Consider the following 24,365-nt stretch of genomic DNA (forward strand, 5'->3'; position numbering starts at 1 on the left):
TTTGGTGTTGACAGTCCACATTTCAGAGGATACAAGCGATTTCATTTTGCTTGTTCCTGAAAAATACCGTAACAAGGAAAAAGAAATTTTGGATTACTTTACGAAAGTAAGAAAGAATCTTGTTGAGGTAGATGAGAACCGGTTTCAGGTGGAAGTTCCGGATCGTGTAAGAAATCAACGGCTGTCTATCATCTGGACAGCAAATAACCAGAAAATATTTAGCTTCAATCCAGAAGTGTTTCCATTAGAAAACAATATGATTGTAGATCCGATTATTCGCGTCGTTACTGAGAAAAACAGCCTTGTTGCAGACAAAGCCAACATGATGAGCGGAGGGGGGGGCCGCGATCCGTTAAAGGTGAAATTGATAAACAGAGACAGTGAACGGACGTTCGAGTTGCTCGAACCTGAACTGAAAAGGCTGAAGCTCGACGATAACCTGACAAATCTGATATCAGTCGACCAATATGTTCTGAGTCAGATATATGAATTGAAAAATACAAGGACCCAGCTTACATTCATCAGTCTCGGACTGTTAGCCGGATTGCTGGTGCTTGTCGTACAAAATCTGAGCGTGTTTTTTAGCAAATTTCAACGAAGATTTATCGTGCGCAGATTATTCGGTACCGGTTTTTTCAAAACGTACCAGGAATATATGTGGTTGCTGTCGGTGACATGGGCGATCCAGATCGGCGCCTGCCTATTGGTAAACAGTGGTTTTGCATCCAGTTTGCTTCAAATGGCCGGAAGTGTATCTATGGTAGCGTCATCCGTCAACGAAGCAGTCGGATCATCTAGCGATCGTCTGCTTGCAATAGGCGGCGGGGTGCTCGCTATTGAATTTGTAGCGTCTGTTCTCGCACTGTTTGTTATCGAGCGGAAAAATAAAGGAAAAGTACTAAAAGGAGGTGGGGGAGCAGCATGAAAACGGTATGTGAACTGGTTGATGTCAGCAAACGCTATCAAGATCACACGGTTCTTGAACAAATCAATTTGAAAGTATATGAAGGAGATATGCTCGCTATTACGGGTAAAAGCGGCTCTGGCAAGACGACTGTTCTCAATATTATGGGATTGCTTGAAGATCCGAGTAGTGGCACAGTGAAACTGTTTGATAAGCAGCGTCCGCGGATTGGATCGGCTCAGGCAAACAAACTGCTTAGAACAAGAATTGCTTATCTCTTCCAGAACTTCGCATTGATTGATGATGCAACCGTTGACTATAACCTTGAGGTCCCGCTGCTTTATTCGGGAAAAACAAGAGCGGAAAAGCAAAAATTAAAAAAAGAGGCACTGGAGAAAGTGGGGCTGGATATCTCACTCAAGCAAAAAACATACGGTTTGTCGGGCGGGGAGCAACAACGGGTGGCAATTGCGAGGATATTGTTAAAGCCATGCGACCTCATCCTTGCCGACGAACCGACAGGATCATTGGACGTCGACAACCGCAATGAAATTGTGAAGCTTCTGAAGGAACTGAATCATAAAGGCAAAACGATTATTATCGTCACTCATGATGAGTACGTTGCGGGAGAATGTGGCAGAATGATTACACTGTCATGAGGAAGAGGTTGCCCGATCCAATTCTCAGGCAGTCATATAATACCCCGTTTTAGGAAAACATAAAGAAAAATGTCCCGCGAAGACCAATGAGCAGTGTGGCAAAACGTATCAGTGGTGGCACAAAAAGCGACGATTGCAATATACTGACTGATGAAGAAATAAAGACCTCGTAACAAATCCGCTATAAACCAAAGCGACATCCGTGCAGCAACCGGGTAAAAGCTTTGGTTTTTGTCTATCCATGAGTTTTTTTACACAAATTGCCAACACATTCCCTATAAAAAGTATATCATTCCGACACTTTACGGGCCTTTTAATAGCATATAACTATCAATATATAGCAAATATTTTATTCTAAAGATAAAAGTGATACACTATATAACAGGTTGTAATTATTCCAGAAAAGGTGTGTACTAGGTAGCACCCTGACTTGCAACGGGGCCAGATCAGGAGCCGCCTGCATCTTTTCTCCAAATACCAGCGAGTTAGGACGGTAAACATGAGTAACAGACAAATGCAAACAGACGTTATCTTAATTGGTGCCGGCATCATGAGTGCGACTCTAGGGTCACTGCTGAAAGAATTAGTACCAGACTGGAAAATTACAGTATTCGAAAAGCTCTCCAGAGCGGGAGAGGAAAGCTCTAATGAATGGAACAATGCCGGAACGGGGCATGCTGCACTCTGTGAGCTGAACTACACAACAGAAAAGAAAGACGGAACGATCGACATCAGCAAGGCAATCAAGATCAACGAGCAGTTCCAGGTTTCCATGCAGTTTTGGTCTTATCTCGTAAAAAGCAAGCTGATTAGCAATCCGCAAGATTTTATCATGCCTTTGCCGCACATGAGCTTGGTGCAAGGGGAGAAAAATGTCTCTTTCTTGAGGAAACGTTTCGAAGCGATGTCCAAGAATCCTCTGTTCCAGGGCATGGAGTTTTCGGATGACCCGGAAAAACTGAAGGAATGGATTCCGCTCGTGATGGAGGGTCGTTCCTCGGATGAGCCGATCGCAGCCACAAAGATCGACTCCGGAACGGATGTGAACTTTGGGGCTTTGACGCGGATGTTGTTTGACCACCTGAAGACGAAAAACGTTGAAGTAAACTATGAGCATAGCGTTGATGATATTAAACGTACCAGCGACGGCTCTTGGGAATTGAAGGTGAAAAATCTCAAGAACGGCATCGTCCAACGCCATAAGGCGAAGTTCGTCTTTATCGGCGGCGGTGGCGGAAGCCTGCATTTGCTGCAAAAATCCGGTATTCCGGAAGGGAAGCGCATTGGCGGATTCCCGGTAAGCGGTATCTTTATGGTCTGTAAAAACCAGGATATCGTGGAGCAGCATCATGCAAAAGTTTACGGAAAAGCCAAGGTTGGCGCTCCGCCAATGTCTGTTCCGCATCTGGACACACGCTACATCGACGGCAAGAAATCGTTGCTGTTCGGGCCTTTTGCCGGGTTCTCGCCGAAGTTCCTGAAAACCGGCTCCATGTTCGATTTGATTACTTCTGTCAAACCGAACAACGTGCTGACAATGCTGGCAGCAGGCGCGAAAGAAATGTCGTTGACGAAGTACCTGATCCAGCAAGTCATGCTGTCCAAAGAGCAGCGCATGGAAGAGCTGCGCGAGTTTATCCCGAACGCGAAGAGCGAGGATTGGGATTTGGTCGTGGCCGGCCAGCGCGTGCAGGTTATCAAAGACACCGAGGCAGGCGGAAAAGGAACACTGCAGTTCGGTACCGAAGTCATTACGGCGTCGGACGGCTCGATTGCAGCGTTGCTGGGTGCTTCTCCGGGAGCTTCCACTGCCGTGTCCGTCATGCTTGAGGTCATTAAAAAATGCTTCCCGCAGCATATTAACGAGTGGGAAGTCAAAATCAAAGAAATGATTCCTTCTTATGGCGTGTCATTGATGGACAATCCAGAGTTGTTGCATGAAATTCACTCTTACACAGCACAGGCGCTGGGGCTGGACAGGAAAGTAGCTGTCGCCCGGTAGCCAGCCAGTAATCAATATACGAGCGAAGCGGCCTTTTCCCTGCGATTTGTAGGGGGAAGGCCGTTTTTTTCAGCTTGTCTTTGGCGCCGATTAGAAAAAGCGGTAGATCAGCCTCGAAGAATTTTTGCAAAGATAGCATGGCGTGCAGTCAAAAACGCAGGGAGAGAGGAGGCGTTACATGGTAATAGATCAAGACTTAACCATCCATGAACTAAAATCGTTTCTGCAAAGCGGCGAAAGACACTTCAGAAGAGTTTGCGTGGAGACGGGAGCCTTGTGAAACGCTGACTTGCAAAACGCGTGTTTTCGGGGCAATGCCGTATGTGGCGTAGACATGCACGGCGCCAATATCCAAGGGGTGGAGTCATGGGGGACAATATTTTTCTTTTGACCAACGGCAGTGATGAAACAAGCGTCCACCAGAAGCAACTGACAGAAAGCCCGTTGTGGAAAACGATTCCGGCCGTCCAGCAAGGCCGCGTCTACACGCTGGACAGCAAATTCAACTTCGACGACCCGATTACGTTGGACATGCTGCTGGATGAAATCGTTCAGATCATGGCCGGTGCGGGGAAGGCTGACAAGAAATAAAGCAAACGACAACCGAAGAAGCTGCTCATGCCACGGGGACGGATCGACGCCCGGTTGTGCGAGCGGCTTTTTTGTGTGGAACAGATCGCCCGGCAAATCGAAAGGGGATTGGCATGACGAAAACAATCGTTGAAAAGCTGCGTTTGCACACGTACAAAAAAGCAGCGGTTTTGCATCAGCCGGAGGGCGCAGACTACTTGGCGTCGCAGTCCCTTTTTCTGTGATAGATAAGCCCCTGGTATTTTTCATAAAAAGGAGACAGGCACTTGCGGCCAACGAAGCTCATCCCTGCTTTGCCTGCTTTATTGCGACACGTCTGAAGCGATTCGGAAGATTGCCGTCCCAAAGCAGCTATCCTGTGCTACAATTATGAAAATGATTATCAATATCACATTCGCATAAACATCATTGTTGAAAAGTGCAGGAGGTGGCTGTGCATGTTCAGTAATGAGCGGAACCATAGCGAAGCAGGAAGCACGGATGCGCCGCACATGTCGTTGGATGAAGTGCGTGAGTACATAGCCAGCCGTTTTGCGGAGCAGATGTCGATCCAGAGCTTGGCGCAGTTGGCGGGGCTTAGTCCCAATTATTTTGGTGAGGCGTTCAAAAAAGCGTACGGACAGAGCGTGATGGACTATTTGACGGAGCTGCGCATCGGCCACGCCAAGCAGCTTTTGCGCGATTCCGATTTGTATATGCGCGAAATCGCGCGCAAGGTCGGCTACCACGATGAGTTTTACTTCAGCAGAAAGTTTAAAAAAGTAGTCGGGGTTTCGCCTTCTGCATACAGCAGGGACACGAGAAAGCGGGTAGCCGTCACTTCGGCGGCTGCCATCGGCAATCTGCTCGTGCTGGGGGTCGTTCCGGTTGCCGCACCGCTTGATCCGAAGTGGAGCCCGTATTACCACTACTACTATCAAGAGCAGATCAAGGTCCATCTGAGCTCGCCAGAAGCCGACCTGGACGAAGAAAGTCTCCGGAAGCTGATGTCGGCCAAGCCGGACGTGCTGATTTTGCACCATGAACACGATCCGATGGTTCGAAAGCAACTGCTCAGCTCCGGGATCGAATGCGTCGAAATCGGAGCGGCGGATTGGCGGGAGCAACTTCGGCAAACGGCCGAAGTCGTAGACAGGCAATCCGTGTGTGAACAATGGATAGCAGACTATGAGACGAGGGCGGCGGAGGCGAGGGAGAGCGTGAGCCAGGCAGTCGGGGCGGATGTATTCATCACGCTTCGCATATCGGGCGAGCAAATCTACCTCTACAGCAACAGAGGGATTCGCGACATGCTTTACGGGGACCTGGCGCTTGCGACGATCCCGGAGCTAAAGCAGTTGTCCAACAAAGAGATTACGCTCGACCAGTTGGCGCAGTTCAATCCTGACAGGCTGCTGCTGTTGATTTGTCCGAACGCAAGCACCAGAAGGTACTGGCTGTCTTTGCAGTACCACACGCAATGGCGGGGGCTGAATGCGGTCAAGAACGGGCAGATGTACGTCATTCCTTCCAACCCGTGGTTCGAATATTCCGCTCTGGCAATGAACCGGATGCTGGAAGAGGCTATCTTGATGCTAACAGGGAAAAATCCAGCCCCTTCACCTGTTCCAGTCCATGGAGTCACGTAGCGGATTGCTTTATAATTCCTTCATGTGAGAATCGTTATCACTTGGAGGGGGAGCTTTTTTGATGATAAACGCGGGAAACAAAGGACGGGGACGCATTCGCCAACCGTTGGCCCTGCTGTCAGCCTTGTTGCTTGTATCCGGACTGCTGGCTGCATGCGGGACGAATGCGGATGCACCCGAGGCGCAGGCGAGCAAACAGGAGACAGCGGTACAGAACAATGCGGCAGACGCGGAAAAGAGCAAGGCTGAGCAGGCGAGCATCTACCCGCTGACGGTCAAAGACGAGCTTGGGCATGAGGTGACGATTCCAGCGAAGCCGACCAAAGTTTTTGCTCCGGTCATGGAGGATTCTTTGCTCACGCTGGGTATCAAGCCTGTACGGCAATGGTCGAACGGCGTAAGCCCGCAGGAATATTTGCAAGATCAGCTCGGCAGCGTGCCGCAGATCAGTTTTGCGGGCGGACAGCCTTCTTTTGAAGCGATTTTGGAATCGCAGCCGGACCTGATTATTTTGCACAATGCGTATGCAGCGGAGAACGGCGTGTACGAGCAATATGCCAAAATCGCGCCTACGTATGTGTTCAAGAGTGCATCCACCGATTTGAACAGCTCGATTCGCGAACTAGGCAAATTGCTGGGGGAGGAAGACAGGGCAGCGCAAGCGATCAAAGACTACGCCGACAAGGTCACAAACGCAAAAGCCAAGCTGGAAGGAATCACAAAAGGGAAAAAAGCTGCAATCATCCGCTTTAATGCCAAAGGCATGTTTTTCATGAATAGCGACTATTTCAGCGGCTATGTGCTCGCGCATGAGCTGGGCTTCGAGCCAAGCAGCCTGGTGAAAGGCGGCGCTTTTGAAGTGTCCCTGGAAATTTTGCCTGAGCTGGATGCCGATTATATTTTCCTCGTGAACGACGGCAATCAGGGAGATCGCTTTGTAAAAGAGTTGAAGGAAAGCGAAGTGTGGAAAAACGTTCCGGCAGTGAAAAACGGTCGCGTCTTCGAGACGTCCAATGATTACTGGCTGAGTGGCGGGTTTATTGCCCAAAGCAAAGTGATGGACGATGTAGTGAGGTTCCTGCAGCCATGAACAAAATGACAGAAAGACCTCATATCGCGGAGCGTTGCTTTGAGTACGAGATGACGTCGAGCAGGCAACTCGACTACCGGATTTTGATTGCCACGCCAAAAGACGAGCCGCCGCCGAGCGGTTACGCAGTCGTCTACGCGTTGGACGGAGATGCGCTGTTTCAGACGCTCGCAGAGGCGGTCAAGCTGCAGACGCGCAAGCCGAAGGGCTTCGACCCGATCTTGGTGATCGGCATTGGCTATCCGTCCAAGGAGCCGTTTGACATGGAGCGGCGTTGCCGCGACTTTACGATGCAGGCCAGCGAAGGAGCGCTTCCGAAACGGCCTGACGGTTCACCGTGGCCGCCGCATGGCGAAGCAGACGACTTCCTCGATTTTCTGGAAACAGAATTGATGCCAGCCATCGCCAAGGAGTGGCCGATTGATCCGGCCAGACAGGCGATTGTCGGACATTCCCTCGGTGGACTGTTTACGCTGCACGCCTTGTTCACCAGACCGCATCTGTTTACGCATTATGCGGCGGGCAGCCCTTCCGTCTGGTGGGCCGACAACGAGGTGCTCAAGGAAATGGAGCAGTTCAAAGCGGGCTGGCAGCGCGAGGAACAGCGTCATCTGCTGCTGACGATCGGGGCAGATGAGCTGGAGGATATGCTCGAAGGCGCGGAAGAGGTCGCCCGGGGGTTGAGTCCGCTCACAGAGCAGGGGCTTCATCTGGAATGGATCAAGTTCGCCGGAGAAGATCATGTGACTGTTTTGCCCGCCATGCTCAGCCGCCTGCCGCGGTTTTTGTGGTCCGGAAAAGAAAACACATAACGCGAATCAGTAGTTCGGCTGTCAGCAGAAAATGACAGCCGAACCTTTTTTTATTGCATGACAGCAACCGTCTATGATAATTTTTGTAAAGTCTATCGTACAGACGAATCATCCAGGTGGGCGTGCGTCGGGAGCCAACGCGCGTCCATGACCATCGAACGAGGTGCAGCATGTCGGCATACTTGATCCCGATTCAAACCGCATTTATCGCTTTTTTCCTGCTCGAATTTGTGCTTGTAATCCCGTGGCTGATCTACAGCTACCGAAGTACGGCTATGTGAGCCTGTGGGCTTCTGTCGTGGCCTACTCGTTTATGTACTATATGTTGTCCGCGTTGTTTCTTGTGCTTTTGCCGCTCCCGGAGACGCGGGATACGTGCGCGCACCAGTCAGCGGATACGGTGTACTATTCGCTTGTGCCCTTTTCCTTTGTCAGCGATACGCTTGCGGCCAGCTCAATCGTCTGGTCCAATCCGACCACGTACATGCAGGTTTTTCAGCAGAGCGCCTTTTGGCAAGCAACCTTCAACTTTCTCCTGCTGCTCCCTTTTGGCGTCTATTTGCGCTATTTTTGGCAAGAAAAACGGCACTGGAAGCGAGCGCTTGCTTTCGGCTTTGCCCTGTCCCTGTTTTACGAGGTCACGCAGGTCACCGGAATTTACGGCATCTACAATTGTCCGTATCGCATCTTTGACGTGGACGATTTGATGCTGAACAGCAGCGGAGCGCTGTTTGGCTACTGGATTGGCCCGATTATCCTCGCCCTGTTTCCATCGAAAAAAACGCTGCTGGCGAAAACGGCCAAAATCCGGCAAAGCGAGCGGGTTCCGCCACTGTCGCAGTTGCTGGCGGTGTGGGTCGATTATTTTGCGATTCAGGCAGTCTTGTTTGTCACGATTGGCTTTTTTACGGCAAATGAACTGATTGAGATGCTCTGCACCACTGTGGGCTTTTTGCTTGTCTACTTTGCGCTTCCGCTCCAGTGCGGCGGCAAAACGATAGGGACGAACCTGCTGCGCTTCAAGCTTGCCGATCCGCAGGGAGAGACGCCTTCGCGGAAAGCTTTGCTCTTTTGCGCATTTTCGCTATCGGTGAACAAGCCCGGCTTGATAAATGGGGAGCGGTCAGGCATACTCTCACATAAAAAGGTTGGGCAGTTGAGGAGGCTAAGCCGAGATGTCTGCAAAAAAGGTGTTAATCATTGACGACGAAGAAGATATTTTGAGGCTCATTAAAACGGTACTGCAAAAAGAAGGCATCGAACACGTCTATACGTCTGCGACGGCCAAAGACGGCCTCGCTCAATTTCAGGAAAAGAAGCCGGATCTCGTGCTGCTGGACATCATGCTGCCCGATGGGGAAGGCTATGACGTATGCAAACAAATGAGAAGCATCTCGAAGGTGCCGATTTTGTTCATTTCGGCGAAAACAGAGGAAATTGACAAAATTCTCGGCTTTGCCATCGGCGGTGACGACTATATTACAAAGCCGTTCAGCCCGAAAGAGCTTGCCTACCGCGTCAAGGCGCAGTTGAGGCGAGCAGACTATGCCGCAGCAGAGTCTGTGGAGGAAGCAGACCCTGTGCTAAAGGCAGGCCCCATCGAGTTGAATCCGCAAAAAGCAGAGCTGTTAAAGAACGGCGTTGCCATTGAGTTAAAGCCGAAAGAGCTTGGGCTGATGAAGGTGTTTCTGGAAAACGTCAACAAAGTGATTAGCAAGGAAAAGCTGTATGACACGGTCTGGGGCGAGGATTTTATCGGAATCGACAACACCGTCATGGTGCACATTCGCAGGCTGCGGGAAAAAATCGAGGACCAGCCGAAGTATTTGATTACGATGAAAGGCTTGGGGTACATTCACGCTGACACCAGAAGGAAAAGATGCGCTGCAAAAAAAGAACGCGTGGATTCAGATTCTCGATGAAAACGGCAACGAAGTGTGGGGCTATCGGGTGCCCGCAGGCGTGATGAAGCATTATACGCCAGCAGACATGATTCAAATGTACAAGTACCAGGAAGTGAATGGCGATACGACCGTGTTCGTAGGGGAAAAGGCGAGCGCAGACAGGCGCTACAGCTACTTCATCGGAATGGAAAACCCGAATCTCAGTCGGTACGTGATTTTTTACGACAACCAGGTCATCCTGCACTCGGAAATGCTGCGCGACCCGGACTATCATTTTACGCTGGACGAAATCAGGGAGTATGCAGCGATTATCGAGAAAAAGTCAGTGTACATCAAAGAGGTCATCGAAGACCTGAACTTGACGACGCGGCTGAGGAACAAAGAGCTGTCGCTGCAGCGGAAGACGGTCAACATGGTCACGCTCTTGCGCAGCATCGTGATTGACATCCTCAACGACCCGAAGTACGCCAACCGCCACATCGAATTTGCGTTCAGCGAAGAGTACATCCCCGTAGAGGCAGATGAAATCTTGATGTGGCGGGCGATCAACAACCTGATCTACAACGCGCTCGTCCACAACGATGACGGGGTAAAGATTACGGTGAGCGTTGAAAAGAAAGAACGCGTGCGCATTACGATTGCGGACGATGGAAAAGGGATTAAAAAAGAAGAGCTGAACCGGATTTTTGACCGTTACTACCGGGGGACGAACACGGGCGATGCGCATAAAGGCTCCGGGCTGGGCATGGCGATTGCTCACGATATCATCAAGGCGCATTAGGGAGAGATCGTCATCAACAGCGAGGAAGGACGCGGAACTGTAGTAGAGATTACTTTATAGATAATCATGTAGGGAAGCGGGACACCTGTGCAGGGTGTCTTTTTTATGCGGGTTTGTGGGAGGTTTGGATCACAGAAATTTATTTTATCTATCACATATTTTTTATTTTATATAAGTCTGAATATATTGATTTACCAACTGTTTTTCTAGTGAATATAATTGTTATTATCAGAAAAACATATTACAATAAACAAGTGTTTCTGGAGTAAAGCACGCTAAAAGGGGGAGAAGAATAATCTTACCAACTATTAGGAATGCTTTATTAGAAGCACGACATGATGCAGGAGAACGTTTTTTATCAAGTAAAAATGATCGCCTGCTCATGATGTGTACGATTAGGTAGTACTCTACAGCTTTTTCGCAAATACAGCTAGCCAAAGCAGAGAGGAAGAAGAACCGAAGTGGAAAAGAAAGAGTTAAAAAGGGGTCTGGAAACGCGCCACATTCAAATGATCGCATTGGGCGGTACAATTGGCGTAGGGCTCTTTATGGGTTCGGCAAGCACGATTCAATGGACGGGTCCATCCGTAATGCTTGCTTATGCAATTGTAGGAATTTTTATATTTTTTATCATGCGCGCCATGGGGGAAATGCTGTATGTAGAGCCGAGCACCGGGTCGTTCGCGACGTTTGGCTACAAGTACATTCATCCCTTGGCTGGTTACTTGACGGCCTGGAGCAACTGGTTCCAGTGGGTCGTCGTGGGGATGGCGGAGATTATCGCCGTCGGGACGTACATGAAGTACTGGTTCCCGGATTTGCCGGCCTGGATTCCCGGGATTATTGCCATGCTGATTCTCGGGGCAGCGAACTTGTTCTCCGTTAAATCGTTTGGTGAATTTGAGTTTTGGTTCGCTATGATTAAAATTGTTACGATCGTCTTGATGATTATCGCCGGATTTGGCCTGATTTTCTTCGGAATCGGCAACGGCGGCAACGCAATCGGATTGTCGAACCTGTGGGAACACGGCGGCTTTTTTGCTGGCGGCTGGACAGGCTTTTTCTTCGCTTTATCATTGGTAATCGGGGCTTATCAAGGGGTCGAGCTGATCGGGATTACGGCTGGTGAGGCAAAAGATCCAAAGAAAACGTTGACGAGCGCGATCCAAAGCATCATCTGGCGTATTCTCATTTTCTACATCGGTGCAATCTTTGTTATTGTAACCGTTTACCCATGGGATCAACTGCAGTCGATTGGCAGCCCGTTCGTGGCGACGTTTGCGAAAATCGGGATTACGGCAGCGGCTGGACTGATTAACTTTGTCGTTATCACCGCAGCGATGTCCGGCTGTAATAGTGGTATTTACAGTGCGGGTCGCATGCTTTATACGCTCGGTATGAACGGACAGGCTCCGAAAATTTTCACCAAGCTGTCCCATAACGGCGTGCCGCTTCTGGGGACGATCGGCGTGCTGATCGGCTTGGGCGTCGGCGTGATTTTGAGCTATATCGCGCCGGAAAATCTGTTTGTGTATGTGTACAGCGCAAGCGTGCTGCCTGGAATGGTTCCGTGGTTCGTCATTCTAATCAGCCAAATCCGCTTCCGCAAGCAAAGAGCGGCAGAGCTGCGCGATCATCCGTTCAAAATGCCGCTTGCTCCACTGACCAACTACGTCACGATTGCCTTTTTGCTGATGGTACTGGTCGGAATGTGGATTAACGATGAAACACGCATCTCGCTGATTGCCGGGATTGTGTTCCTGGGCATCATGACGATCAGCTTTTACGCTTTTGGCATTGGCAAGGCGGTTCCGCTCGATGAGCAGGACGGGAACGCCAAGCGGTAATAATCGTTTGGGCAACAGATAGGGACATTGGCGACGATGTCCCTATTTTTTTGTGCAGATAAAAATTATCCAGTATCAGGGCAACTAACCTTCGAGGTTCGCCAATGGCTTGGCGCAGCCAAGTTTTCTAATCTGTGCGGGAAAAAGAGGCGGTGCAGTTGCAGGGTTGAAATTTAAGTTCGAGAATCTTAAAATAAAGATATTATTTGGTGAGAAGCTACGTGTGTCACTGGAAGAAAAATGCGAAACAGTAAGGGGGCTTTTTGCGTGGAAATAGGGGTAAGCACCTTTGTCGAAACGACGCCGGACCCACAAACCGGCGAGGTTATCAGCCATGCGCAGCGTTTGCGGGAAGTGGTCGAGGAAATTGTGCTGGCGGATCAGGTAGGGCTTGATGTGTTTGGCGTTGGCGAGCATCACCGGAAAGACTTTGCTGCGTCTTCTCCCGCGATGGTGCTTGCGGCGGCTGCGCCACAGACCAAGCGGATTCGACTGACGAGCGCGGTGACGGTGCTGTCTTCGGCTGACCCGGTTCGTGTATTCCAGGACTTTGCGACACTCGATGCGCTCTCGAACGGACGCGCAGAAATCATGGCCGGGAGAGGGTCTTTTATCGAATCATTTCCTTTGTTCGGCTATGATTTGAACGATTACGATGAGTTGTTCGAAGAAAAGCTGGAGCTGCTGCTGAAAATCCGCGCGTCGGAAAAGGTGACCTGGAGCGGCAAGCATCGGCCTGCCATCCAAAATCTCGGGATTTATCCGCGGCCTGTCCAGGACCCGCTGCCCGTCTGGATCGGCAGTGGCGGCAACACGCAATCGGCCATTCGGGCCGGACTGCTGGGGCTTCCGCTCGTTCTCGCCATCATTGGCGGCCGCCCAGTGCAGTTTGCGCCGCTGGTCGAGCTGTACAGGCGCGCAGCGATCAAAGGCGGTCACGATCCGCGCAAGCTGCAGGTGGCTTCCCACTCGCACGGCTTCATCGATTGGGATACGGAGACGGCAGCCGACAAATTTTTCCCGTCTACCCAGCAAGTCATGAACGTCCTGGGACGGGAGCGCGGCTGGGGGCACTACGACCGCTCGAGCTTTGACGCGGCCAGAAGCTTTGAAGGCGCGCTGTACGTAGGCGACCCGGAAACCGTAGCGGCGAAGATCATTCACCTGCGCAAACAGGTCGGGATCACCCGGTTCATGCTGCACGTTCCTGTAGGCACGATGCCGCACGATCAGGTCATGCAGGCGATTCGGCTCTTGGGCACCGAGGTGGCGCCGCGCGTGCGCGAAGAAGTGGCAAAGTGGGAAGCGGCAGAGTGAACCAGCCGTCGGCAGCGTGGTCTGCTCTGTCTGGGGAGTCCTCGTGACGAGCAAAAAGGCAGATTGTATGAGGTGGAAGCAGTCAGATGCTCCACCTTTTTTTATTTGGATAGTACGAGACGTAACGTACGGCAGGAACGTCTACCTTGTAACCAATCATCAAAGCAAATAAGGTGGGCTTCCTATGAAAAAAGTGGTCGTCACGTGCTTTTGCATGCTTTTCGCAGCTTTTGTCAGCAGTTGCGCCCCGGAGGAAACTGTACAGGAGAACGCCTTGCCAGCGCCGAAAGAAGCTCCGGCCGCGGCTGATGCCGGTGCTGCGTTGAATCAGACGATAGACATCTCCGCAAACCAGAACAAAATCGCCAGCTATATGGTGGAGGAATGCAAAAAGGCGTTCTCGCCCTACTATGAGCTGCTGGCGTTTACTTTGTCCGACTACGAGGAAAAAACCGTCGATGGAAAAGTGGAAGCCATTTTCGGGTATCAGGTGAAATATAAAAACTTCGAAAAAGACCCGGACACCGTAGACTACATCAAGGCGGCAAAAGCCAAAGGCGACCCGCGATATCAGCAGTTGCACGACGAGTATTTGCAGCCCAAAGAAATGAACTTTCATTTGAAGGCGGTAATCGAACATAACGGCTCTGTCACGCTTTACACCAATGTAAAACCAAAAGGGATACAGTGGGAAAAAGTCGTCATGTCTGACTTTGTACTGAAAAAATAGGCGAATAGGCACGTTTTCCAGAATCGGATGAATTAACGGTTTCAAAGAACTGGAAAGTAGGGTATATTCCTAGGTGGGCAATAATACCTATTTCATTAGTTGGATCACCCATTACAAGCATTCGGGGAGGCAGCATTTTGAAGACGACGTTATTTGCGCAGGAGACTCCTTTACATAAAGTCTTTTCCGATGATTACTTGTTTACGATTCCTTCCGTTCAGCGTCCGTACTCATGGACGACCAACGAAGCGGGAGAACTGCTGGATGATTTGCTCGACTTTATCGAACATTACGGGATTACGGAAAAAAATATTGGCGATGTAGAGGAGCCTTATTTTCTCGGCAGCATTGTGCTGGTCAAGAAAGACGGCCCTCATGCAGAAGTGTTGGACGGCCAGCAGCGGCTTACGACATTGACGATTTTGCTTGCGGTATTGCGGGATTATTTGGGCGACGACTACGCTGCCGAGATTGATGACATGATCGTGCAAAGAGGGAGCAAGATTCGAAACATTGCCGATACGTACCGTCTCTGTCTGCGCAATCGCGACAGCGACTTTTTCAAAGTGAGCATTCAGGAGCGGGGCGCTACGCAAAAGCTGAATGCAGATACGCCCGTGAAAACGGACAGTCAAAAGGCGATTCGGGACAACGCCCTGTACTTTTTGGAGCGGCTCAACGAATTGGATCCGCAGACGGTCAAGACGCTGCCTGGCGTGATCGCAACGCTTTGCTATATTGTCGTGGTGTCGACTCCCAATTTTGATTCGGCTTTCCGCATTTTTACCGTGCTGAATGATCGCGGGCTGGATCTGATGACGAGCGATATTTTCAAAGCGCAGGTCATTGGCGATATCCCGAAACATGAGCAGGACCACTACACAAGCAAGTGGGAAGACGTCGAGGTTTCTCTCGGCAGGGACCGTTTCAACAAGCTGTTCGATCACATGAGGATGATTATCCAGAAGCGAAAAGGCAGCGCGAATTACAAAGACGAGTACAACGAGATTTTTTCCACGATCAGCGGCAGCCGGTTTATTGATGAATACTTGATCCCGTATGGGGAGATTTATTTAAAGCTGGTAAACTACAATTCATTTTTCAGCCAGCAGCCACAGCTTATCAAGATTTTGAGCTTGTTGAACCGGATTGACAACAACGACTGGATTCCGCCTGCCATGTACTACATGCGTCATCACAACCAAAAGGTAGAAGATTTTCTCTACCGCCTGGAGGTGCTGGCTGGTACGAGCATGATTTTGCGGAAAAACTTCAACTGGCGCATGTCGCGGTACTCGCAAATTTTGCGAGAGATGGATAAAGGCGTCGACATGTTTTCCGACGAGTCGGCTCTTGAGGTGACGGAAGAGGATAAGCAGGAAGTCATTCGCATGCTGAACGGAGATGTGTACACGGATCTCAAGGATACGGCGAAGCGCTATTTGCTTTTGCGCCTGGACTCGCTTTTGACGGCAGGGCAGCCTTACTACGACTATTCGGTTATTACCGTCGAGCACGTCTTGCCGCAAACGCCCAAACCGAACAGCGACTGGTTGCAGCATTTCCCCAATCCTTCCGAGTACGTTCATAAACTGGGCAATCTCGTGTTGCTGACACGGGCCAAAAATGCGCAGGCCAAAAACTATGATTTTCAAAAGAAGAAAGCCTCCTATTTTCAAACGAGCAACGGGATCAGCTCATTTGCGCTCACGACTCAAGTGATTCAGGAGAAAGAGTGGACGCCGGATGTTTTGAAAAAGAGACAAAAGAAGCTGATCGACTTGCTCAAAAACGCCTGGAACCTGCACGCGAAAAGCACGACGACGAGACCTTGACACATGGACGCCTTCGGTAAGTTCGAAGGACTGCCGTTTTTGCCGGATGGCAGAAAACTTCGCTGCCTTGACGGGCGCGTGGTGGAGAGGCCGGGCGTTTACGCGGACGTCCCGTGTGTGTTTGCTGCTGGCGCATGAGTTATGTGGAAAAAGGAGAAGTGGGACGATGGCTGCTGGTAGAGCAGGGGCCATCGTCTTTTTTGGTTGTTCGTGTGAATGCGGACGGTGATTTTGGAGAGCAGCCGTCAAAAACAGACAGACCTTGAAACTTCTGAACATTCGGGATAATCTTGAGGGAAAGGATTGATTCGTAAAGCGGAGGGTGGTTGATGCATGTTCGAGGAAAGCGTTTCGTTGCGGATGTGGAAACGTTTTGTTCAAGAAGGTGTAATTGACTCAGCACGAATCAACAAACGGATTACAGAGTCGTGGCATCGCTGCAAAAGAAATCGGGTAAATCCGTACGCAGGAACGGGACAGGTTGTGTTGGCAGGAGACGCTTTGAAAAGGCAGCAGGAGAGCAGCCGGCTTTTGCTGGAGCTTGCCTTGCCGCAGATCGACCGACTGTCGCCTTTTATTCACGATGTGGGAATGATTGCGCTCGTGATTGATCCCGAGGGCTATGTGTTGAGCATGCGCGGCGAAAAACGGGCACTTTTGGATGCGAACGCGATCAATTTCGTCGAGGGCGTGCGCTGGACGGAGGAAGAGGTAGGGACCAATGCCATCGGAACGGCGCTCATGGCAAAGGAAGCGATCATGGTCAACGGGACGGAGCATTATTCTGTTGCCTCTCATCGCTGGAGCTGTTTTGCCGCGCCGATTCGCGACGAAGCAGGCGGCCTGCTCGGGGTCATTGACGTATCCAGCCCGCTGGAGCGCAGCCATCCCCAGACGATGGCGACCGTTATGACATTGGCGTACTCCATCGAGCAGGCGTGGATGAAGCAGCGGCAGCAGGACGAGCTGGAATTGCTGCAGCGCTCCGTGCTTTTGGCGGACGAACCGGAACGGCATCTGATCGTCTACAACCAGGAAGAGCGGGTGGTGTACGCGAGTGCGGGCATACGCAAACAAATTGCTGGCTGGTCAGGACGGACGCGGCGCGAGCTGGCCGAATACGGGCTGATGGAGGTCAGGCAAGCCCCGGTGTTCTCCGGGCGCCATAACGGCTTGATCGGCTGGATTGTCGAGCTGACTCCCAGCAGCACGCGGGCTCCGCGCATTTTTCTCAGCGGCAGCCCCGCGTTTCAGTTCAAAGGCGAGAAGGGAACAAGCGCGGCTTTTGCCCGTGTGCTGCGGGAGCTGGAGCGAATTGCGCCAACGGACGGCAATGTCGTGATTTACGGCGAGAGCGGCACGGGAAAAGAGCTGGCGGCGCAAGCGATTCACGACAACAGCCCGCGCCGGGAAGGGCCGTTTGTCGCGGTCAACTGCGGGGCGATCCCGCGCGAGCTGATGGAAAGCGAGCTGTTTGGCTACGTCGAGGGAGCCTTCACGGGGGCGCGCCGCCGCGGGTACAAGGGCAAGCTGGCGCAGGCCAACGGGGGAACGCTGTTTCTCGACGAGATCGGGGAAATTCCGGCGGCGATGCAGGTAGCTTTGCTGCGAGTCCTCCAGGAGCGAAAAGTCACGCCGATCGGGAGTGCGGAAGAACAATCGCTGGATATTCGCGTCATCGCGGCTACGCACCGCAATTTGCGCCAGCAGGTGAGCGAAGGCACGTTTCGCGAGGACTTGTACTATCGGCTGCACGTGCTGCCCGTCTCGCTGCCGCCGCTTCGTTCGCGCAAGGAGGACATTCCGCTGCTCATTCGGCATTATTGCCGCAAAAACGGCTACGACGAGCTGGAGTTGCCGGACGTTTTGCAAAAGGAGCTGCTAGCCTACGACTGGCCGGGAAACATTCGCGAGCTGTACAACGTGGTGGAGCGTCTCAGGGTGATTCCCAGAGAAGATTGGAAGCGTTTTCTTACCGGCTTGACCAAGCCCGATCTGAACCACGATTTTTCCGTCTCCGTGTATCCGGACCAGCCAAGTACAGATTTGCGCCTCGGCGCAGGTCACGCGGCAAACGAGCCAGCTTTTTACGAACCGGACTCCTTGCGCTATCGCGAGAAGCTGGAACGGCAAACGATCGTCCAGGCGCTGGAAAAGAGCGGCGGCAGCGCGTCTGTGGCGGCCGAGCTGCTGGGCATTCCGCGCAGCACTTTTTACCGCAAGCTGAAAAAGTATCGGCTCTGAGCCTCTGACGACGAAAACAACAGGGAGGAACGCACGTATGCAACCGACATGGCGACAAACGACGCTGCAACTGCTCGACACGACCTCCCGGATACATACGGGGGACGTGCTTGTCCCGTTTGGCATCGACGAAGCGTACGCCCGCCTGTGTGCAAAAGATGCGGCAATCGCGCCGCTGGTTCACCTCTGGCGGCACGAAAAGGCAGTGGTGCTCGGCTCGCGGGACGCCAAGCTGCCACAGGCGGCGGAGGCTGTTCGCGAGCTGGAGGCAAAAGGATATCGCACGGCTGTCCGCCAATCGGGGGGCGCGGCCGTTCCGCTCGCTCCGGGCGTGGTCAATCTGTCGCTGGTGATGCCTGTCGGAGCTGCCGACTTGAATCCCGAGCCGTTTTTCGCGCAAATGGTCGAGCTGATTCGCGCAGCGTTGGGCGACGATGGAGAGCGCATGAACAGCGGCGAGGTCGTAGGTTCCTATTGTCCAGGGACGTACGATCTTGCCATCGACGGCTATAAATTTTGCGGGATTGCCCAGCGGCGTTTGACACGCGCCGTTGCTGTGCAGGCGTTCATCAATGCAGAGGGCTGCGGGCGTGCGTACGGTGAGGTCGTCCAGTCCTTTTACGAGACGGCTGCCCAAGGAGCCTGTGTCGAGCAGTATCCGCAGGTGCAGCCTGAACGGATGGCAAGCCTGTCCGAGCTGGGCGTGCCGGGTGGAGCCGAATGGTTGGCCGCGCGAATACGCAAGGTGTTGCACGCACAGGCAGCATCTTCGTTTTCGGTGCTGGATGTCTGTCCGCCATGGCTTGCCCGGGAGGCGGAGAGCGCGCTCCATATGCTGCAAGGAAGACAGCGTCACCTGGTCGGTTCTTAAAGAACCGGCCTTTTTTATTTTCTGCCATCGACCAAGCCGGACAGAGGCAGGTGCGGCCCAGTGAGAATGTGAGAAAAAATGGGACAAAATGGGACGCCCGTCTCAGTTTGTCTCACCTGCGAGGGACATGTCCCGGCAAAACGAGGCGGAAACATGGCGCAAATACGCGTTTTTGTCGGACAGGCCCAGGCTGGCACAAGGATTGCACATAGAAAAGGGCAAGAGCGATCGACCGGTCGTTCCAGACAAGTCACGATGGAGGAGGCGTATCTGATGAAAGTAATCCAGGCGGAAGAACAGGTGCTGTCCCGTGAGCAGGCGAAATGGATGTACCGCAAAATGCTGGAGATCCGCAAATTCGAGGACGCGGTTCACGTGTTGTTCGGACAGGGCAAGCTGCCAGGCTTTGTTCACTTGTATGCGGGAGAAGAGGCGATTGCGGTTGGGCTGGGCGTACATCTGAACCAGCAGGACAGCATTACCAGCACGCACCGTGGTCACGGCCACTGCATTGCCAAAGAGTGCGACTTGAATGGAATGATGGCGGAGATTTACGGCAAGGCGACAGGGCTGTGCAAAGGCAAGGGCGGCTCGATGCACATCGCGGACCTGGACAAAGGGATGCTGGGGGCAAACGGCATCGTCGGAGGCGGATTCCCGCTGGCGTGTGGCTCGGCGTTGACAGCCAAGCTGAAAAAGACCAGTGCGGTCAGCGTATGTTTCTTTGGGGATGGCGCAAACAACCAGGGAACTTTCCACGAAGGCTTGAATCTGGCGGCGATCTGGAAGCTGCCTGTCGTGTTTGTGGCAGAAAACAACGGGTACGGAGAGGCGACGCCGTTTACATACGCCTCGAGCTGCACTCATATCGCCGATCGTGCAAGCGGTTACAATATGCCGGGCGTGCGAGTGGATGGCAAAGACGTACTCGCTGTTTACCGGGCGGCGGAGGAAGCAGTAGCCCGTGCGCGGCGCGGCGAAGGCCCTACCCTGATTGAATGTGTGACTTACCGCAACTACGGGCATTTCGAAGGGGATGCGCAAAAATACAAAAAAGAGAGCGACAAGCAGGAGCACTTGAACGAAAAAGATGCGATTGCGACGTTCCGCAATCATTTGACTGCATCGCAAACGCTCGCTGACGCGGAGCTGACAGAGATCGAGCAGTCGGTGGAAGCGGCGATTCAGGAGGCAATCCGCTTTGCCGAGGAAAGCCCGTATCCGAACGCCGAAGAGCTGCTGACAGACGTGTACGTGTCGTACTAAGAGAGGAGGATGGAGAACATGACGAGAAAAATCAGCTTTTCTGCCGCTGTAAACGAAGCGATGAAGCTGGCGATGAGAGCCGACGAGAACGTGATTTTGCTGGGCGAGGACGTGGCTGGCGGCGCGCAGGTGGACCATTTGCAGGACGATGAAGCGTGGGGCGGCGTGCTTGGCGTGACCAAAGGGCTTGTGCAGGAGTTCGGCCGCGAGCGCGTGCTGGATACGCCGATTACCGAAGCGGGCTACATCGGGGCGGCCATGGCGGCTGCGGCAACAGGGATGAGGCCGATTGCCGAGCTGATGTTCAACGATTTTATCGGAAGCTGCCTTGACATGGTGATGAATCAGGGGGCGAAATTCCGCTACATGTTTGGCGGCAAGGCGCAGGTTCCGATCACGATTCGCACGATGCACGGCGCCGGATTCCGGGCGGCAGCGCAGCACTCGCAGAGCCTGTACGCCATGTTCACGCACATCCCGGGCATCAAGGTAGTCGTGCCGTCCACGCCGTATGAGGCAAAAGGCTTGCTGCTCGCCGCCATCGAGGACAACGACCCGGTCATTTTCTTCGAGGACAAAACGCTGTATAACACCACAGGAGAAGTTCCGGAAGGCTACTACACGATCCCGCTCGGCGTAGCGGACATCAAGCGCGTGGGCAGCGACCTGACGATTGTCGCCATCGGCAAGCAGGTACAGACAGCGCTTGCGGCAGCCGACCAGTTGGCGAAGAAGGGAATCGAGGTCGAGGTAGTCGATCCGCGCACGCTGTCGCCGCTGGATGAGGATACGATTTTGGCTTCCGTCGCGAAGACGAATCGCCTGATCGTGATCGACGAGGCGAACCCGCGCTGCAGCATCGCCACCGATATCGCAGCGCTTGTGGCCGATAAAGGCTTCGACACGTTGGATGCGCCGATCAAACGGATCACAGCGCCGCATACCCCTGTTCCGTTTTCTCCGGTGCTGGAGGATCTGTATCTGCCATCGCCGCAAAAGGTCATTCAGGTCGTGTCGGAAATGATCGGAGACGCTTCGATTACCGCCGTTTCCTGATCGACTGGGCAGCACCCGGCTGTCGGCAACGAGCAATGCCGGGTGCTTTTTCGGCTGAAAACAAGCGCGTAGGCAAGGCAGGAGAGGAGAGAGCAAAATGGCAGAAAATATCATTATGCCCAAGCTGGGAATGGCAATGGTGGAAGGTACGGTTATCGCCTGGAAGAAGCGCGAGGGAGAGGCGGTAAAAAAAGGCGAGGGCATCGTCGACATCAGCTCGGAAAAAATTGAAATGGAAGTAGAGGCCGCTGCAGACGGCGTGCTGTTGAAAATCGAGGTTCCCGAGGGTGGCGTGGTCCCCTACGGCACCGTGCTTGGAGTGATCGGACAGCCAGGGGAACTGGCAGGGACGGCCTCTGTCGCCGCGTCGGCAAAAGCGACTGCCGAGTCGGTCGCTGCGCTGGCGGCTTCGGATGAGCAGCGGACAAAAGCAGGAGCGCCAGCGGCAACAACTGCAACTGCCGTACTGGATCGTCCGCGGGATGGGATCAAAATCTCGCCTGTAGCGCGCAAGATGGCAGAAGAAGCGGGCATTGACTACACAAAGCTGACGGGCACAGGGCCGCAGGGCAGAATCACCAAAGAAGACGTGGAGCGCTTCATTAAGGCTGGCGGGGAAAAAGAGACGAATGCGGCGGCACAAGTTGCTGGCGTGCAAACGAGCGTTGCACCTGTCGCGGGCAGCAGCGACCATGCGGCGGCGGCCGTGAACACAACCGAAAAGCAGCCTGAGCGCATTCTTGTCTCCGGCATGCGCAAAGTCATTGCCGAGCGGATGTACCAGAGCCTGCAGCAAAGCGCCCAACTGACGATCACGATGCAGGCGGACATTACCGAGCTTTTGCAACTGAAGGAAAAGCTCTCGCCAGAAATGGAGCGCCGCTACCAGCTCAAGCTGTCCGTTACCGATTTGATTGCCAGGGCGGTCGTTCTGTCGCTTTTGCGGCACAAGCAGATGAACAGCGCGTATGTGGAAGACCGGATCGAGCTGTACGAAGAGGTTCATCTCGGAATAGCCGTCGCGCTGGAAAAAGGTCTGGTCGTCCCCGTCATTCGCCAGGCCGAGCAGCAGACGCTTGCCGAGCTGTCCAGCCAACTGAAATCCGTCAGCGCACGGGCAAGACAAAATCAGCTTGCGCCGGAAGAAATGAAAGGCTCTACCTTTACGATCACCAACCTGGGCAGCTATGGCGTAGACACCTTTACACCTGTGCTGAATCCGCCGGAAGCCGGGATATTGGGCGTAGGCGCGGCGAAGGACACGCCTGTATTTGTCGGCGACGAGCTGCAACGCCGCAGCATATTGCCGCTCTCCCTGACATTTGACCATCGGGTGCTCGACGGCGCTCCGGCTGCGGCGTTTTTGGCGACAGTCCGGTCTTACCTGGAAGAACCGCACAGCCTGCTGGTCTAGGGAGGGAAGGGCATGTACGATATCGCGATTATCGGCGGAGGACCAGCGGGCTACGTGGCGGCAATTACGGCGGCGCGTGCCGGAAAGCAGGTTGTGCTGATCGAACAAAAGGAGCTGGGCGGCACCTGCCTGAACGAAGGTTGCATGCCGACCAAAGCGCTGCTGGAGTGCGCGGACACGTATCAGCACGTCTTGCATGCAGGACGCTTCGGCATCGAAAGCCCTGTGGACCAGACGCGAGTCCAATGGGAGAAAGTGCACGCCTACAAGCAGGGCATCGTTCAAAAGTTGACTGGCGGCGTGCAGTACTTGATGAAGCGCAATCAGGTGCAGGTCATGCGAGGACGCGCGACGTTTCAAAACGAGCGCTCTTTGCGGGTAGAAACGGCAGACGGCACGAGCAGCGTAGAGGCAGAGAAATTTATTGTAGCGACCGGGGCGGAGCCAATCGCCCTTCCTTTTGCTCCATTCGACGGGGAGTGGATTTTGAACAGCAGTCACTGCCTGTCATTGGAAAAGGCTCCGCCCGTGCTGCTCATCGTGGGCGGGGGAGTGATCGGCTGCGAATTTGCTTCCGTTTACAGCAGAATGGGCAGCCAGGTCGTCATGGTGGAGCTGGCGGAGCAACTATTGCCGGGAGAAGACGCTGACATCGCGGCATTTCTGGAGCGCAGCTTGAAGCAGGAGGGCGTGCAGTTGCATCTGGGGAGCAGCGTGGAAGCACTGGATCGCACGGGCAGGCTGGCGCGCATCCGTACTCCGGAGGGGGTAAAGGAACTCAAGGCAGATGCCGTCCTGGTAGCGATCGGAAGAAAGCCGCGTCTGGACGGACTTTCGCTCGATCGAGCCGGGGTAAAAGCGACAGCGCGCGGGATCGAGGTAAACGAGCGCTTGCAGACGAGCCAGCCGCATATTTATGCCGCAGGTGATGCGCGCGGAACGATTCAGCTTGCCCACGTAGCTTTTCACGAAGGCGAGACTGCTGCTCGCAACGCATGCGGCGAGGAAGCCATGCTCAACCTGCGCGCTGTGCCTCGTTGCATTTATACATCGCCGGAGGTGGCTTCCGTCGGATTGACGGAGCGTCAGGCCAGAGAGCAATACGCAGGGCTGCTCGTCGGCGAGTTTTCTTTTTCGGCCAACGGCAAGGCGATGATTTTGCAGGAAGCCGCAGGCAAAGTAAAAGTGCTGGTGGAGCCGGCGTACCACGAGATCGTCGGCGTGACGTTGGTGGGGCCGCTGGCAACAGAGCTGATCGGGCAGGCGGCGCTTCTTTTGCATGCCGAAATGACGGCAGATGCCATGGAGAACTTTATCGCTCCGCATCCTACGCTTTCAGAGGCGCTGAACGAGGCCGTCCGCGGGGCATTGGGACATGCGATTCACGGATAGCGGAACAAAAGTCGATGACTGC

At 53.2% G+C, this 24,365-nt stretch carries 20 protein-coding genes; all 20 read left to right on the plus strand.

Features of this window, described 5'->3' with window-relative positions; genetic code table 11:
• The first annotated feature begins 4 nt into the window (after positions 1 to 4).
• The 20 genes from BA6348_RS03410 (at position 5) to lpdA (ending at position 24,343) form a co-directional block, all read left to right on the plus strand.
• Entirely contained in the window at positions 5 to 925 is a 921-nt protein-coding gene (locus tag BA6348_RS03410; protein ID WP_242507489.1) for a DUF1430 domain-containing protein, read from the plus strand.
• Positions 922 to 1,563, plus strand: coding sequence for an ABC transporter ATP-binding protein (locus BA6348_RS03415; protein ID WP_122952391.1), 642 nt, complete (start codon positions 922 to 924; stop codon positions 1,561 to 1,563). Before BA6348_RS03410 ends, BA6348_RS03415 begins: the two co-directional genes overlap by 4 nt.
• Positions 1,564 to 2,062: 499 nt before the next feature.
• Positions 2,063 to 3,565 (plus strand): malate:quinone oxidoreductase, encoded by a 1,503-nt coding sequence (locus BA6348_RS03420; RefSeq protein WP_122952392.1) that lies wholly within the window; start codon positions 2,063 to 2,065, stop codon positions 3,563 to 3,565.
• A 366-nt stretch (positions 3,566 to 3,931) separates the two neighbouring features.
• Positions 3,932 to 4,156 carry an ABC transporter substrate-binding protein gene (locus BA6348_RS03430; RefSeq protein WP_005830628.1) on the plus strand — a complete coding sequence of 75 codons (225 nt, stop codon included), beginning with the start codon at positions 3,932 to 3,934 and terminating at the stop codon, positions 4,154 to 4,156.
• A 437-nt stretch (positions 4,157 to 4,593) separates the two neighbouring features.
• The gene (locus BA6348_RS03435; protein ID WP_122952393.1) at positions 4,594 to 5,784 is read left to right on the plus strand and encodes a helix-turn-helix domain-containing protein; all 1,191 of its coding nucleotides are present in this window, start codon (positions 4,594 to 4,596) and stop codon (positions 5,782 to 5,784) included.
• Positions 5,785 to 5,845: 61 nt separating this feature from the next.
• Positions 5,846 to 6,874, plus strand: a complete 1,029-nt coding sequence (locus tag BA6348_RS03440) for an ABC transporter substrate-binding protein (RefSeq protein ID WP_122952394.1) — start codon at positions 5,846 to 5,848, stop codon at positions 6,872 to 6,874.
• Positions 6,871 to 7,686 carry an alpha/beta hydrolase gene (locus BA6348_RS03445; RefSeq protein ID WP_122952395.1) on the plus strand — a complete coding sequence of 272 codons (816 nt, stop codon included), beginning with the start codon at positions 6,871 to 6,873 and terminating at the stop codon, positions 7,684 to 7,686. The genes BA6348_RS03440 and BA6348_RS03445 overlap by 4 nt, the downstream gene beginning before the upstream one ends.
• Before the next feature lie 277 nt (positions 7,687 to 7,963).
• Positions 7,964 to 8,890 (plus strand): VanZ family protein, encoded by a 927-nt coding sequence (locus BA6348_RS03450; RefSeq protein WP_122952396.1) that lies wholly within the window; start codon positions 7,964 to 7,966, stop codon positions 8,888 to 8,890.
• The gene (locus BA6348_RS03455; protein WP_025844687.1) at positions 8,862 to 9,608 is read left to right on the plus strand and encodes a response regulator transcription factor; all 747 of its coding nucleotides are present in this window, start codon (positions 8,862 to 8,864) and stop codon (positions 9,606 to 9,608) included. The genes BA6348_RS03450 and BA6348_RS03455 overlap by 29 nt, the downstream gene beginning before the upstream one ends.
• A gap of 43 nt (positions 9,609 to 9,651) precedes the next feature.
• Positions 9,652 to 10,371 (plus strand): sensor histidine kinase, encoded by a 720-nt coding sequence (locus BA6348_RS03460; protein ID WP_122952407.1) that lies wholly within the window; start codon positions 9,652 to 9,654, stop codon positions 10,369 to 10,371.
• Between the two features lie 461 nt (positions 10,372 to 10,832).
• Positions 10,833 to 12,218 carry an amino acid permease gene (locus BA6348_RS03465; RefSeq protein ID WP_005830611.1) on the plus strand — a complete coding sequence of 462 codons (1,386 nt, stop codon included), beginning with the start codon at positions 10,833 to 10,835 and terminating at the stop codon, positions 12,216 to 12,218.
• Between the two features lie 267 nt (positions 12,219 to 12,485).
• Positions 12,486 to 13,535, plus strand: coding sequence for an LLM class flavin-dependent oxidoreductase (locus tag BA6348_RS03470; RefSeq protein ID WP_122952397.1), 1,050 nt, complete (start codon positions 12,486 to 12,488; stop codon positions 13,533 to 13,535).
• Between the two features lie 184 nt (positions 13,536 to 13,719).
• Positions 13,720 to 14,265 carry a hypothetical protein gene (locus tag BA6348_RS03475; RefSeq protein ID WP_005835597.1) on the plus strand — a complete coding sequence of 182 codons (546 nt, stop codon included), beginning with the start codon at positions 13,720 to 13,722 and terminating at the stop codon, positions 14,263 to 14,265.
• 137 nt (positions 14,266 to 14,402) lie between these two features.
• On the plus strand, positions 14,403 to 16,100 hold the full coding sequence (locus BA6348_RS03480) for a DUF262 domain-containing protein (RefSeq protein WP_007778117.1): 1,698 nt from the start codon (positions 14,403 to 14,405) through the stop codon (positions 16,098 to 16,100).
• 333 nt (positions 16,101 to 16,433) lie between these two features.
• Entirely contained in the window at positions 16,434 to 18,344 is a 1,911-nt protein-coding gene (locus BA6348_RS03490) for a sigma-54-dependent Fis family transcriptional regulator (protein WP_005835594.1), read from the plus strand.
• 37 nt (positions 18,345 to 18,381) lie between these two features.
• Entirely contained in the window at positions 18,382 to 19,215 is an 834-nt protein-coding gene (locus tag BA6348_RS03495) for a lipoate--protein ligase family protein (RefSeq protein WP_005835593.1), read from the plus strand.
• A gap of 273 nt (positions 19,216 to 19,488) precedes the next feature.
• Entirely contained in the window at positions 19,489 to 20,481 is a 993-nt protein-coding gene (locus BA6348_RS03500; RefSeq protein ID WP_005826811.1) for a thiamine pyrophosphate-dependent dehydrogenase E1 component subunit alpha, read from the plus strand.
• Between the two features lie 18 nt (positions 20,482 to 20,499).
• A complete protein-coding gene (locus tag BA6348_RS03505) occupies positions 20,500 to 21,537 on the plus strand; it encodes an alpha-ketoacid dehydrogenase subunit beta (protein ID WP_005826813.1) in 1,038 nt (345 codons plus the stop codon).
• 97 nt (positions 21,538 to 21,634) lie between these two features.
• Positions 21,635 to 22,951, plus strand: coding sequence for a dihydrolipoamide acetyltransferase family protein (locus BA6348_RS03510; protein ID WP_122952399.1), 1,317 nt, complete (start codon positions 21,635 to 21,637; stop codon positions 22,949 to 22,951).
• A gap of 12 nt (positions 22,952 to 22,963) precedes the next feature.
• Complete coding sequence (gene lpdA / locus BA6348_RS03515; RefSeq protein ID WP_005826817.1) at positions 22,964 to 24,343, plus strand: dihydrolipoyl dehydrogenase; 1,380 nt, start codon at positions 22,964 to 22,966, stop codon at positions 24,341 to 24,343.
• The last annotated feature ends 22 nt before the right edge of the window (positions 24,344 to 24,365 follow it).

Source organism: Brevibacillus agri (assembly GCF_004117055.1).
Lineage (GTDB): Bacteria > Bacillota > Bacilli > Brevibacillales > Brevibacillaceae > Brevibacillus > Brevibacillus agri.